Source organism: Hymenobacter persicinus (genome assembly GCF_004167665.1).
GTDB classification, from domain to species: Bacteria; Bacteroidota; Bacteroidia; order Cytophagales; family Hymenobacteraceae; genus Hymenobacter; species Hymenobacter persicinus.
Window position 1 is genome coordinate 175,408 of the sequence record NZ_SEWE01000002.1, and the last position, 12,921, is coordinate 188,328.

The 12,921-nt window shown below is 56.0% G+C and carries 10 protein-coding genes and 4 tRNA genes; 1 reads left to right on the forward strand and 13 read right to left on the reverse strand.

Features of this window, described 5'->3' with window-relative positions; all coding sequences use genetic code 11:
* Nucleotides 1-227: 227 nt before the first annotated feature.
* From rpoB to EWM57_RS01545, 13 genes are all read right to left on the reverse strand, one after another.
* Nucleotides 228-4,094: a DNA-directed RNA polymerase subunit beta gene (rpoB, locus tag EWM57_RS01485; protein ID WP_129919352.1), complete on the reverse strand. Its 3,867-nt coding sequence runs from the start codon at nt 4,092-4,094 to the stop codon at nt 228-230.
* Nucleotides 4,095-4,324: 230 nt separating this feature from the next.
* Nucleotides 4,325-4,702: a 50S ribosomal protein L7/L12 gene (gene rplL, locus EWM57_RS01490; protein WP_129919353.1), complete on the reverse strand. Its 378-nt coding sequence runs from the start codon at nt 4,700-4,702 to the stop codon at nt 4,325-4,327.
* Between the two features lie 67 nt (nt 4,703-4,769).
* Complete coding sequence (gene rplJ, locus EWM57_RS01495) at nt 4,770-5,324, reverse strand: 50S ribosomal protein L10 (protein ID WP_129919354.1); 555 nt, start codon at nt 5,322-5,324, stop codon at nt 4,770-4,772.
* A 17-nt stretch (nt 5,325-5,341) separates the two neighbouring features.
* Nucleotides 5,342-6,037, reverse strand: coding sequence for a 50S ribosomal protein L1 (rplA, locus tag EWM57_RS01500; protein ID WP_129919355.1), 696 nt, complete (start codon nt 6,035-6,037; stop codon nt 5,342-5,344).
* 18 nt (nt 6,038-6,055) lie between these two features.
* Nucleotides 6,056-6,499 (reverse strand): 50S ribosomal protein L11, encoded by a 444-nt coding sequence (gene rplK, locus EWM57_RS01505; RefSeq protein WP_129919356.1) that lies wholly within the window; start codon nt 6,497-6,499, stop codon nt 6,056-6,058.
* A gap of 127 nt (nt 6,500-6,626) precedes the next feature.
* On the reverse strand, nt 6,627-7,187 hold the full coding sequence (nusG, locus tag EWM57_RS01510) for a transcription termination/antitermination protein NusG (RefSeq protein ID WP_129919357.1): 561 nt from the start codon (nt 7,185-7,187) through the stop codon (nt 6,627-6,629).
* A gap of 12 nt (nt 7,188-7,199) precedes the next feature.
* The gene (gene secE, locus EWM57_RS01515; RefSeq protein WP_129919358.1) at nt 7,200-7,394 is read right to left on the reverse strand and encodes a preprotein translocase subunit SecE; all 195 of its coding nucleotides are present in this window, start codon (nt 7,392-7,394) and stop codon (nt 7,200-7,202) included.
* A gap of 52 nt (nt 7,395-7,446) precedes the next feature.
* Nucleotides 7,447-7,517, reverse strand: a tRNA-Trp gene (locus tag EWM57_RS01520).
* Nucleotides 7,518-7,645: 128 nt separating this feature from the next.
* Nucleotides 7,646-8,836, reverse strand: coding sequence for an elongation factor Tu (tuf, locus tag EWM57_RS01525; RefSeq protein WP_129919359.1), 1,191 nt, complete (start codon nt 8,834-8,836; stop codon nt 7,646-7,648).
* 168 nt (nt 8,837-9,004) lie between these two features.
* Nucleotides 9,005-9,079: transfer RNA gene (locus EWM57_RS01530), tRNA-Thr, on the reverse strand.
* 101 nt (nt 9,080-9,180) lie between these two features.
* Nucleotides 9,181-9,253, reverse strand: a tRNA-Gly gene (locus EWM57_RS01535).
* 56 nt (nt 9,254-9,309) lie between these two features.
* Nucleotides 9,310-9,389 (reverse strand) — tRNA-Tyr (locus EWM57_RS01540).
* Between the two features lie 254 nt (nt 9,390-9,643).
* Complete coding sequence (locus EWM57_RS01545; RefSeq protein WP_129919360.1) at nt 9,644-12,244, reverse strand: M1 family aminopeptidase; 2,601 nt, start codon at nt 12,242-12,244, stop codon at nt 9,644-9,646.
* Between the two features lie 98 nt (nt 12,245-12,342).
* Between EWM57_RS01545 and EWM57_RS01550 the strand changes: the two genes are divergently transcribed.
* Nucleotides 12,343-12,846 (forward strand): biotin/lipoyl-containing protein, encoded by a 504-nt coding sequence (locus EWM57_RS01550; RefSeq protein WP_129919361.1) that lies wholly within the window; start codon nt 12,343-12,345, stop codon nt 12,844-12,846.
* Nucleotides 12,847-12,921: the final 75 nt, after the last annotated feature.

Genomic DNA, 12,921 nt, shown 5'->3' on the forward strand with positions numbered 1-12,921 from the left:
ATAGGTACGCCGCGCAGTAGATTTTGCTAGGTCTGGATGAATACGCTCGAACTTTGGCAAGTCCGGGCGGCTGCGGTCAACTTAAGCCGGGGGTTGTCTCGTTCTGACCTTATCTCGGAACGACGCCGGCGGCAGTAAGCATCGGTTGCCCGATCCGCATGTATTGTAAAAGGCACTGAAACAGGAGTTGCCAACATCTGCATGTCAGCAACTCCTTGTTTCAAACCTTAGTCAAGCGTGATTTCCAGGGCCAGACCGCGCAACTCGTGGATGAGTACGTTGAATGACTCGGGGATATTCGGCTTGGGCAGTACGTCGCCTTTGACAATGGCTTCGTAGGCCTTGGCCCGACCCACCACGTCATCCGACTTCACGGTCAGGATTTCCTGCAGCACGTTCGACGCGCCGAAAGCTTCCAGAGCCCATACTTCCATTTCACCAAAGCGCTGACCACCGAACTGGGCCTTACCACCCAGCGGCTGCTGCGTGATGAGGGAGTACGGTCCGATCGAACGGGCGTGCATCTTGTCGTCCACCAGGTGACCCAGCTTCAGCATGTAGATAACGCCAACCGTCACGGGCTGGTCGAACTGCTGACCGGTCAGACCGTCGTGCAGGTACGAGCGGCCGAACGTGGGTAGCCCGGCTTCCGTGAGTTCCTTCGACACTTCCTCTTCGGTGGCACCGTCGAAAATCGGGGTAGCGTAGGTGCGGCCCAGCTTGAGGCCGGCCCAGCCCAGTACGGTTTCGTAGATCTGCCCGATGTTCATCCGGCTTGGTACACCCAGCGGGTTCAGCACAATGTCCATCGGCGTGCCATCAGCCAGGAACGGCATGTCCTCATCGCGCACGATGCGGGCTACCACCCCTTTGTTACCGTGACGACCAGCCATTTTATCCCCCACCTTCAGCTTACGCTTTTTGGCGATGTAGACTTTGGCCAGCTGCACAATGCCGGCGGGCAGCTCGTCGCCAACCTCCAGCGTGAACCGGTCGCGCTTGAAGCGGGCAGTGATGGTGTTGCGCTTTTTTGCGTAGTTTTTCACCAGCTGCAGCACCATACCGTTGATTTTCTCGTCGGCGGTCCAGCCTTCCAGGATCAGATCCTTGAAGATGTTGACTTCCTCCGGTACGGCGTAGTTGCTCTCATCCTTATAGAGGTTCTTCTCGGGGAAGAGGCCCTCGGACAGGTTCTTCTTGCCAAACTTCACCCCTTTCGAGATGAGCTCGTCACCGAACTTGTGCTTCACGCCCTGGGAGGTTTTGCCTTCCAGCAGTTGCACGAGCTTCTCGACCATCACGGTGCGCACGCCGCGCAGCTCCTTGGCGTAGGTATCCTTGAGCTCTTCTACTTCCTTCTTCGACTTGGCCCGCAGGTTTTTATCTTTCTTCGGACGCGAGAAAAGCTTGGTACCGATAACCACCCCTTGCAGGGACGGTGGCGCCTTGAGGGAAGCGTCTTTCACATCGCCGGCTTTGTCACCAAAGATGGCGCGGAGCAGTTTCTCTTCCGGAGTCGGGTCAGTTTCGCCCTTGGGCGTAATCTTACCGATCAGGATGTCGCCTTCCTTCACCTCAGCGCCCAGACGGATGATACCGTTGTCGTCGAGGTTGCGGACGGCTTCTTCGCTCACGTTCGGAATTTCCGAGGTCAGCTCTTCCTCGCCGCGCTTGGTTTCGCGCACTTCGAGTTCGAACTCCTCGATGTGAATCGAGGTGAAGATGTCGTCGCGCACTACACGCTCCGAGATGACAATAGCATCCTCGAAGTTGTAGCCCTGCCACGGCATGAAGGCCACCTGCATGTTGCGGCCCAGGGCCAGCTCGCCTTTGTTCGTGCCGTAGCCTTCGCAAAGCGGCTCACCCTTGGTTACGCGCTGGCCTTTCTTGACCAGCGGCGTCAGGTTGATGCAGGTATCCTGGTTGGTGCGGCGGAACTTGATCAGGTCGTACGAAACCCGCTCGGCGTCGAAGCTTACCAGGATATCGTCGGCCGTCAGGTCGTACTTCACCACGATGCGGTTGGCATCCACGTAGTCAATAACCCCGTCGCCTTCCGCTACCACCAGGGCGCGAGAGTCAATGGCGGTACGGCCTTCCAGACCCGTGCCCACAATCGGAGCCTGGGGACGGAGCAGCGGCACGGCCTGACGTTGCATGTTCGAACCCATCAGGGCCCGGTTGGCATCGTCGTGCTCCAGGAACGGAATCAGCGAGGCAGCAACCGATACAATCTGGTTCGGGGCCACGTCCATGTAGGTGTACTCCTGGGGAGCTACTACGGGGAAGTCGCCTTCGAAACGGCCTTTTACGAGGTCGTTGATGAAGTTACCCTTCTCATCGATGCGGGCGTTAGCCTGGGCAATGTGGTGGGTATCTTCTTCCTCGGCGGTGAGGTATTTCACCTCGTGGCTCACGTCAACCTTGCCTTCTTTTACAGCGCGGTAAGGCGTTTCGATGAAGCCCATGCCGTTGACCCGGGCGTGCACGCACAGCGACGAAATCAGGCCGATGTTCGGTCCTTCCGGCGTTTCGATGGTGCACAGGCGGCCGTAGTGGGTGTAGTGAACGTCCCGTACTTCGAAACCAGCCCGCTCGCGCGACAGACCTCCCGGCCCCAGTGCCGATACGCGACGCTTGTGCGTCACCTCGGCCAGCGGGTTGGTCTGGTCCATGAACTGCGACAACTGGTTAGTGCCGAAGAAAGAGTTGATAACCGACGAGAGCGTGCGGGCGTTGATCAAGTCAACGGGCTTGAAGTCCTCGTTGTCGCGCACGTTCATGCGCTCCTTGATGGTGCGGGCCATACGGGCCAGACCCACGCCGAACTGGGCGTAGAGCTGCTCACCCACGGTGCGCACCCGACGGTTGCTCAAGTGGTCAATATCATCGACTACGGCTTTCGAGTTGATCAGGCCGATCAGGTACTTCACGATCAGGACGATGTCCTCATTGGTCAGTACGCGGGCTTCCCAGTTCTTGTCGAGGCCGAGTTTCTTGTTGATCCGGTAGCGACCTACGTCGCCGAGGTCGTAACGCTTGTCCGAGAAGAACAGCTTCTGGATGATGTCACGGGCAGTTTCTTCGTCGGGCGCTTCGGTGTTCCGCAGCTGACGGTAGATCTGCTCGACAGCCTCCTTCTCCGAGTTGGAGTTGTCCTTCTGCAGCGTGTTATAGATGATGGCGAAGTCCGCAATGTTCACATTCTCCTTGTGCAGGATGATGGACTTGGGGGCGGCTTCGAGGATGGTGTCGATGTCCTCTTCCTGAATGGTCGAGTCACGCTCCAGCAGCACTTCGTTGCGGTCGATGGAAACTACCTCACCGGTGTCCTCGTCCACGAAGTCCTCCGTCCAGGTGCGCAGCACCCGGGCGGCCAGCTTGCGGCCGACGGCTTTCTTCAAAGCCTTCTTGTCGGCCTTCACTTCCTCCGACAACCCGAACAGGTCCAGGATGTCTTTGTCGGTGCCGTAGCCGATGGCGCGGAGCAGGGTGGTAACCGGGAACTTCTTCTTCCGGTCGATGTAGGCGTACATCACGTTGTTCACGTCCGTGGCAAACTCGATCCACGAGCCCTTAAACGGAATGATACGGGCCGAATACAGCTTGGTGCCGTTGGTGTGCTTGCTCTGGGCGAAGAACACGCCCGGGGAGCGGTGCAGCTGGGAGACAATAACCCGCTCGGCGCCGTTGATAACGAACGAGCCTTTTTCGGTCATGTACGGGATGTTACCCAAGAACACTTCCTGCTCAATCGTTTCGAAATCCTCGTTGTCCTTGTCGTTGCAGACCAGGCGCAGCTTGGCTTTCAGCGGCACCGAATAGGTCAGGCCGCGGTCAATGCACTCGTCGACCGAATATTTCGGCGGATCGACGTGGTAATCCAGGAAGGTCAGGACGAAGTTTTCGCGCGAGTCCGAAATCGGGAAGTTCTCGGCAAATACCTTAAACAAACCCTCATCGGTACGGCTTTCGGCGGCCGTTTCCAACTGAAAGAAATCCTGGAACGACTGCAACTGCACGTCCAGGAAATCCGGATACTCGATAACTTTCTTAATCTTGGCGAAGTTGATTCGCTCGACGGCTTTCTGCATCAAAGCCTTTGCTTTCGGTGTAGCCAATGCGTTTGGGTGTTAAGAAATGGACACTGAAGCGTACTGTAATCAATAAACCTACCTAACCAGTTCTGCGTACCCGTAGGCACAAAAAGCCGCAATGCGGCGCGGAAAGGCAATCCAGGAAGGTTTGTGGCCTACAAACAGGAAAAGACCTGGCTTAGTTGCCAGGCCTATCCTTATTTGTATGAGAAAAAGCGCGGGGCAGCTTACTTAACCTCTACTTCAGCGCCGGCTTCTTCCAGTTGCTTCTTCAGGCCTTCAGCCTCGTCCTTAGCAACACCTTCTTTCAGGGGCTTAGGAGCGCCGTCAACCAGTTCTTTGGCTTCTTTCAGGCCCAGACCGGTCAGGTCTTTCACCAGTTTCACAACAGCCAGTTTGCTAGCGCCAGCCGACTTCAGGATTACGTCGAACGACGTCTTCTCCTCGGGAGCGTCAGCAGCAGCGCCAGCGCCACCACCAGCCATCATTACGGGAGCAGCAGCAGGCTCAATGCCATACTCGTCCTTCAGGATACCAGCCAGCTCGTTTACTTCTTTCACCGTCAGGTTAACCAGCTGCTCAGCGAATGCTTTCAAATCTGCCATTTCTGTAGATTGTTAAAAAAAAGGGGGTTGTTGAATTTAATTGAGGGGGAAAAAGCTAGGCTCGCAATTAAGCAGCAACCTCTTCTTTTTCGGAAAGCGTCTTGAGGATACCGGCCAGTTTGTTGCCACCGCTCGACAGAGCGCTGATAACGTTTTTGGCAGGCGACTGGAGCAGACCGATAACTTCACCGATCAGCTCGTTTTTGCCTTTCAGCGTGCTCAGCGTCTCGAGCTGGTTAGCACCCAGGTAGATGCTAGAGTCGATGTAAGCACCCTTCAGAGCAGGCTTCGGAACGGCATTCTTGCTGTAGTTCTGAGCCTTGTAGAAGTCCTTCAGCAGTTTGCCGGGAGCGTTGCCAGCCTCTTTCGAGAACAGTACACCCGACTGGCTTTTCAGCGCTGCGTCCAGCTCCGACGTGTCACCGCCCAGCGTGTCGAGGGCTTTGCGGATCAGCGTGTTCTTGTACACTTTGAACTCCAGGCCGCGGTTGAAGCACAGCCGACGGAATTCGTTGATTTTCGCCACCGACATTCCCGAAGCATCGGTAATGTAGAACGCGTTGTGCGATTGAAACTTTTCGCTCAACTCGTCGACGAGGACTTGTTTTTCTTCCCTTGTCATATCTCGTTGATTGTGAATTAAGCGGAAGTAACCGTAGTCTCAACCGGAACGGCTGGGCTCATCGTGCTGCTGAGCGTGATGCTCTTGATGTAGGTACCCTTAGCGGACGAAGGCTTCAGACGGATGAGCGTCTGGATTACTTCGATGGCGTTTTCAGCCAGCTTCTGGTCATCAAAAGATACTTTGCCCACCGAGCAGTGAATGATGCCGGTTTTGTCAACTTTGAAGTCGATTTTACCAGCTTTCACTTCCTGAACGGCCTTGGCCACGTCGGTCGTTACCGTACCCGACTTCGGGTTTGGCATCAGACCACGGGGACCGAGCACGCGGCCCAGGCGACCTACTTTAGCCATTACCGATGGCATCGTGATAATTACGTCGATGTCGGTCCAGCCTTTTTCGATCTTGGCGATGTAGTCGTCCAGACCAACGAAATCGGCGCCGGCGGCAGTAGCTTCAGCCTCCTTGTCGGGAGTCACGAGAGCCAGTACACGAACGGTTTTGCCGGTGCCGTGGGGCAGCGTGGCCACGCCACGAACCATCTGGTCAGCTTTGCGGGGGTCTACGCCCAGACGTACGTCGATGTCAACAGAGGCGTCAAACTTGGTATAGGTGATGTCCTTTACCACTTTGGCAGCTTCTACCAAGTTACGAGCCGTCGTCAGGTCGTGCTTGGCAAGGGCGTCCTTGCGCTTTTTGGTCAGTTTGCTCATGAGTTCTTCTCCGTTTGATTATGCAGCGAAAGGAGAAGTTCCCGAGACGGTGATACCCATGCTGCGGGCCGTACCGGCAACGAGTTTCATGGCCGACTCAATCTTGAACGAGTTCAAGTCGGGCATCTTCGTTTCGGCAATGGTGCGAACCTGGTCCCACGACACCGAACCAACCTTGTTCCGGTTAGGCTCTTTCGAACCGCTCTGGATTTTGGCAGCTTCCATGAGGAGAACTGGCACCGGAGGGGTTTTCACGACGAAGTCAAACGACTTGTCGGTGTACATGGTAATCAGTACGGGACATACTTGGCCGGCCTTATCCTGGGTGCGAGCGTTGAACTGCTTGCAGAACTCCATGATGTTAAGGCCTTTGCTACCAAGTGCAGGTCCAACCGGCGGCGAAGGGTTCGCAGCGCCTCCCTTTATCTGAAGCTTCAGATAACCTCTAATTTCTTTGGCCATTGGGATTGAAAGGCTTCGGAGAATATGGTCGTAACACCAGCTCTCCTCAGTTTAACTAGTGCTCCTAAAAAGTGGAAGCCGCCGTTGGTCGGAGCAGAAGAACCAACAACGTACTATCTATGTGTGCTTAAGATTCTTTCTCGACCTGAGTGTAGCTGAGCTCCATGGGAGTGCTGCGGCCGAAAATCTTCACAATCACGTTCAGCTTCTTGCGCTCATCGAAAATCTCGGACACGTTGCCGGAGAAGCCGCTGAAGGCGCCATCCACTACTTTCACCAACTCACCCACCACGAAGGGGGTATCGAGGCTGGCGGTTTCTTCCTCAGCTTCGTCAACGATGCCTAGAATACGGTTCACCTCCGACATGCGCAGCGGCACGGGCTTGGTGTTGGCCGTCTTGCCTTCTTTGTCGCTCAGGAAACCAATTACGCCCGGGGTGCTGGTAATAATGTGGTCAACTTCGCCGTGCGACAAATCGGCGTGAATGAGAATGTAGCCGGGGAAGAAGTTACGCTCGCGCACCCGCTTCTTGCCGTTCCGCATCTCGTATACTTTCTCGGCCGGAATCAGTACCTGGGGCACCAACTCAGAAAGGCCATGACGGCCAATCTCGGTTTCCAAGTACTGCTTGGCTTTTTTCTCTTGGCCGCTCACGGAGCGTACCACATACCACTTCAACTCTCCCATTAGATCAACCGATTAACGGAATGAATTGTAGAATGCCTCCAGGCCGGTTTTGAACACGATGTCCATGAGGCCAACAACGGCGGCAAAGATCAGCGAACCGATCAGTACGAGCCCAGCGCTCTTCTGCAGTTCATCGAAAGAAGGCCACGTTACTTTGTAGCGCATCTCCTCGGTGGTGTCGCGGAAATAATTCGTCAGCTTGCTCATGTTCGCGCCTGGTTTGGCTGTAACTGTTGCGGCCGCTTTATGGCCTATCCTGCACGGGCGGAGAGATTCGAACTCCCATCAAAGGTTTTGGAGACCTCTATTCTACCCTTGAACTACGCCCGTGTATGCGTTCCAAATGACTGTAAAGCCGGATTGGGACTGCAAATGTACTGAACTCTTTAAACAAAACAAATCCGCCCCTGAAAATATCAGAGGCGGATTGTATTGTTTTACTGGTTTCTAGACAGAAACTAGTCGAGGATTTCGGTTACCTGACCGGCACCTACCGTACGGCCACCTTCGCGGATAGCGAAACGCAGACCTTTCTCCATTGCCACCTTGCTGATCAGCTCAACTTGGATGGTGATGTTGTCACCGGGCATTACCATTTCAACACCTTCTGGGAGGGTGATGATACCGGTAACGTCGGTGGTACGCAGGTAGAACTGCGGACGGTAGTTGTTGAAGAATGGCGTGTGACGGCCACCTTCTTCTTTCGACAGCACGTACACCTCAGCTTTGAACTTCTGGTGAGGCTTAACTGAACCTGGCTTGCAGATAACCATACCACGACGGATGGCTTCTTTTTCAATGCCACGGAGCAGCAGACCTACGTTGTCACCAGCTTCGCCACGGTCGAGGATCTTGCGGAACATCTCAACACCGGTTACGGTCGACTTCAGGCCTTCAGCAGCACCCATACCCAGGATGTCAACTTGCTCACCCGAGTTGATGATACCACGCTCAATACGGCCGGTAGCTACCGTACCACGACCCGTGATAGAGAATACGTCCTCTACTGGCATCAGGAAGGGCAGGTCGGTCAGACGAGCTGGGATTGGAATGTAGCTGTCAACGGCAGCCATCAGTTCTTCGATCTTAGGAACCCAGTTGGCATCGCCATTCAGGCCACCCAGAGCCGAACCCTGGATAACGGGAATGTTGTCACCGTCGAAGTCGTAGAACGAAAGCAGTTCGCGGATTTCCATTTCCACGAGCTCGAGCAGCTCGGGGTCGTCCACCATGTCCACTTTGTTCATGAACACAACGAGCTGAGGAACACCTACCTGGCGAGCCAGCAGGATGTGCTCACGCGTCTGGGGCATTGGACCGTCGGTAGCAGCTACTACGAGGATAGCGCCGTCCATCTGGGCAGCACCCGTTACCATGTTCTTCACATAGTCAGCGTGACCAGGGCAGTCAACGTGAGCGTAGTGACGGTTTTCGGTAGCGTACTCAACGTGAGCGGTGTTGATCGTGATACCACGCTCTTTTTCTTCAGGAGCGTTGTCGATCGACGAGAAGTCACGCTTAGCGGCCAAACCTTTGTTCGCCAGTACCGTGGTGATAGCAGCAGTCAGGGTGGTTTTGCCGTGGTCGACGTGCCCGATCGTACCGATGTTCACGTGCGGCTTGGAACGATCAAAATTTTCTTTGGCCATTGTAAAGAGATTAAGAGGAATTTTAAAGGAGGGGAAAACGCGACTAGACTATACCGCAAGAAAGCGAAACACAGCTCCGCTAATAAGCGGGGAACACTGCACGTCGCTTTACCTGGCTGACAGATTCAGACAAGGCAGTCGCGCTGCTTCGTCGGTAATCGTACTAACTGGAGCCATTTATGGGATTTGAACCCATGACCTCTTCCTTACCAAGGAAGTGCTCTACCACTGAGCTAAAACGGCTTATTTTGGAGCTGTCATCAGAAGCGAAAAGCTGCTAACGCCGGCAAAGATACTGGTTAATTTTAACAGCAAGAAACCAAAGGTCAAAAGCTGAGCAAATGAGCGGGAGACGAGGTTCGAACCCGCGACCTGCAGCTTGGAAGGCTGCCGCTCTACCAACTGAGCTACTCCCGCGTAGAGGCGAGACAATGAGCTGGTGAAAATTTCACCAGCTCACCGTTTCACTGCTGTGGGGGTAACAGGACTCGAACCTATGAACCCGAAGGAGGTGAGTTACAGTCACCCGCAATTGCCGCTATGCGATACCCCCAGCTTGGTTTTTCCCACCATTTGCGGGAAAGATTTTCCTTTTCACAAGTCCCGCTAAAGTGGGTGGGTTGCTAAAGGAGTTGCAAAATTAGAGGCTTTCTCTTGCAAGTCAAGCGCCCGGCCCAAAAGGTTGCAATTATTTTTCCGGCGGCCGGACTAAAAACTGCTTCTGCGAGCAGCTAACCGCTTGATTCAGGACAAACAACGTCTGATTTCCGGCTACCGAAAAAAGTTGGCTGCCGGGCGAAAATATTTCTACTGGATCAGGCTGTAGGCGGCTTTGAGCTGGTCATTCTTCTCTTTTGAGCGAATGTCCTGCAACGTAGCCTTCATCGTGGCGGTGCTTGGTACCAGGGAATTCAGGCCCCGGTAAGCGCCCAAGCGCACGGTGATGTTGGGATGAGTGCGGGCCAAGGCTTCGAGGCGTTGGATACCCTTGTCGCGCTCCACGGGGGGCAGGCGCACCATCAGCAGGCCGAAGTTCTGGAGGTAGGTGTACAGCTCATCCTCGGGAATGTCGTTCATCCGGCGCAGAAACCACTGGTACTGGTCGGCGGTGCCGTTGAGGGAGTAATAATTCGACAGGGAGTGCAGCAGGGCTGGACTGTTGGTTTCCTGCAGAGCATTCACGGCTTCCCGGGTGCTGACGGTCGGCGCCTTGGCCAGGGCATCGATGGCGGCACCTACTACTAAGTAGGAGCTGTCCTTAAGAGCAGTGCTGTACACGTCGCCGAAATCCTCGTTCAAGAAGCTCGAAAGGGTGGTGACGGCCATGGCCCGCACCTGGCTTTTCTTGTCGGTGGCGGCCACGCGCTTGAGTTCCTTGCGCACGGCGTTGCCCTCAGGGCCCTTGTAGCGCCGGAAGCCTTCGGTGGCCGCCTGGCGCACGGCCCAGAACGGGTCGTTCATGGCGTTGCGCAGCATGCCGCTCACGGCGAGGTCCCCGACTTTGCTGTGCAGCTGCTCGATGGCCTCGTACTTCTGCAGGTAGTTGCGGGCGTGGTAGTACTGAAACAGCAGCTCGTCCTGGCTCCGCTCCTCCTCTATTTTGGCCAGCAGCTGCCCCTCAGCGTCGAACTTCACCAAGCTCGGGCGCTGGGACACGGGCAGGGTGAACATCTGATTGGCCTTGGTGACGACGATTTTGAAATCGGTGGGCTGGCTCTGGCTGCCCGACCACACCGAAACCGTAACCGGCAGCCGGTAAATCGGGGTGAAGGTGGAATCCTGGAGCTGCTCGACGCGCAGATTTACCTGGCCATTGACGTAGGTGTGCGAAATGTGCAGCTCAGGGTGGCCGCGCTGCATAAACCACTGGTCAAAAAACCACATCAGGTCTTCGCCGGTCGTTTCCTCGAAGGCAATGCGCAGCTTGGCAATTTCGGAGGCCGAGAACTTGTTCTGGGTCAGGTAGCGGTTCAGGGAGGCAAAGAAGGCGTCGTCGCCGACGTACTTGCGCAGCATGTGCAGGACCCGCCCGCCCTTGTCGTAGGAGTGCCGGTCGAACATATCCTCCCGGGCGGCATAGTGGTAGCGGATCAAGGGTTCCCGCTTACTTTCGGCTTCGGTGAGGTAATTACTCAGCTTCTGCTGCTGCACCAAGGCCGCGGCATCGGCACCGTACTTGTGCTCGGCCCAGAGCAATTCCGAATAATCGGCGAAGGATTCGTTCAGCGGCAGGTTCGACCACGACTCACTCGTGACGTAGTCGCCGAACCAGTGGTGAAACAGCTCGTGGGCAATGGTGCCCTCAGCCAGGTAGCTCTGGTCAATCAGGTCGCGGGGGGTAAGCTGCACCCACTCCTGCCGCAACGTAGTGGCCGTTGTGTTTTCCATGGCCCCCGACACAAAGTCCCGGACGGCGACCTGGGAGTACTTTTCCCAGGGAAACTCCACGCCCAGCTTTTTGGAGAAGAAATCCAGCATCTGGGGCGTGTTGCCAAACACCGCCTTGGCTGTGCCCTGGAACTTGGGCTCCACGTAGTAGTCGACGGCCTTGCCGCGCCAGGTATCGTTGACGACGGCAAACTCGCCCACGGCCATCATGGTCAGGTAGGGCGCGGCGGGCAGGCTCTGCTTCCACACGTCGGTGCGGGTGCCATCAGAGTTTTTCTTCGAGGAAATCAGCAGGCCGTTGCTCAGCGTTTTGTACTGGGCGTCCACGGTCATGGCAATTTCCTGAGTCATCCGCTGGTTGGGCTTGTCAATGGTCGGAAACCAGCAGGAACTGGCCTCGGTTTCGCCCTGGGTCCAGAGCTGCTTGGGCTTGGTTTTGTCGGTGCCCAGCGGATTGATGAAGTACAACCCTTTGCTGCTGGTAATGGCCGCACTGCCCCCGGCTTCGAGCTCATTGGGCTTGGCCACGTAGCTGATGCGGACCTGGTACTGCTCGGCCCGCGTGTAGGGGCGGTCCAGGGTGATGGTCAGCTTACGCTTGTCGTAGGTGTAATTGAGGTTTTTCTCTTTACCGCCGGCCACAAACCGCACACTTTTAATGTCGAACCCCTTCGCGTCGAGCACCAGCTGATTTTGGGGGTAGAAGTGGGGGCGCACCGTAAGCAGCGCGTTGCCGAAGAGCCACTGCTTGGCCCAGTCGAACTTCACTTCCAGCTTGGTATCGAGCAGATCAGTGACGGTGGTGGCCGTGGGTTGCACAGGGTTGGTGGGCGGCAGCCACGACGGCACGATGATGGTGGCAGCGGAAGATGGAGTCGTTACGGACTCGGCAACAGGCGTACTTTTCTTATGGATAGCCGCTTTAGGCGACGTCGACTTGGCAGATTTAACCGCCTGAGCAGGAGCCGATAGATGGCACGTAAGGACCAGGCCAAAAATGCCGAGGACCGAATATTTCATGCAAGGAAGCAATAGGGAATGGAAGGCTCAAGTTCCGAAATTATTTGAGATTTAGCCTATCTTTAAGCCCTTTTCCGCCCACCCTGCCCCTATTCAGCATGCTACAGGTACGTACCTCCCCCGACCAAAGCTGGGATATCGACTATCAGCCCAAGGGCGCCATTGCAGTCAACGGTGAGCCCTTCACCTGGGATATTGTCGCGCTGGGCCAGGGCCGCTACCACGTGCTGCTCGAAGGCCGCTCCTACTCGGCCGAAGTGGTCGGCGCCGACTACGCAACCAAGACGTTTCAGCTCAAAATCGACGGCCGCCTGCTCGATGTGCAGGCCAAGGACCGCTTTGATCTGCTGCTCGACAAGCTGGGCATGAGCAACGCCACGGCCAGCAAGGTTAATGAGCTCAAGGCTCCCATGCCCGGCCTGATCGTGGACATCCGCGTGGAGCCCGGCCAGACGGTGCAGAAAGGCGACCCGCTGCTGGTGCTGGAGGCTATGAAGATGGAAAACATCCTCAAGGCTCCGACCGACGGCACGGTAGGCTCCATTAAGGTAACTCTGCGCGACAACGTCACCAAAGGTCAGGTTCTCGTACAGTTTAGCTAGTTCATCCGCTGCCGCCGGCCCGGCCGGCTGCTCAGGGGCATTTCGCCCTTGTGAGCAGCTGCCCCAGGCCGGTGA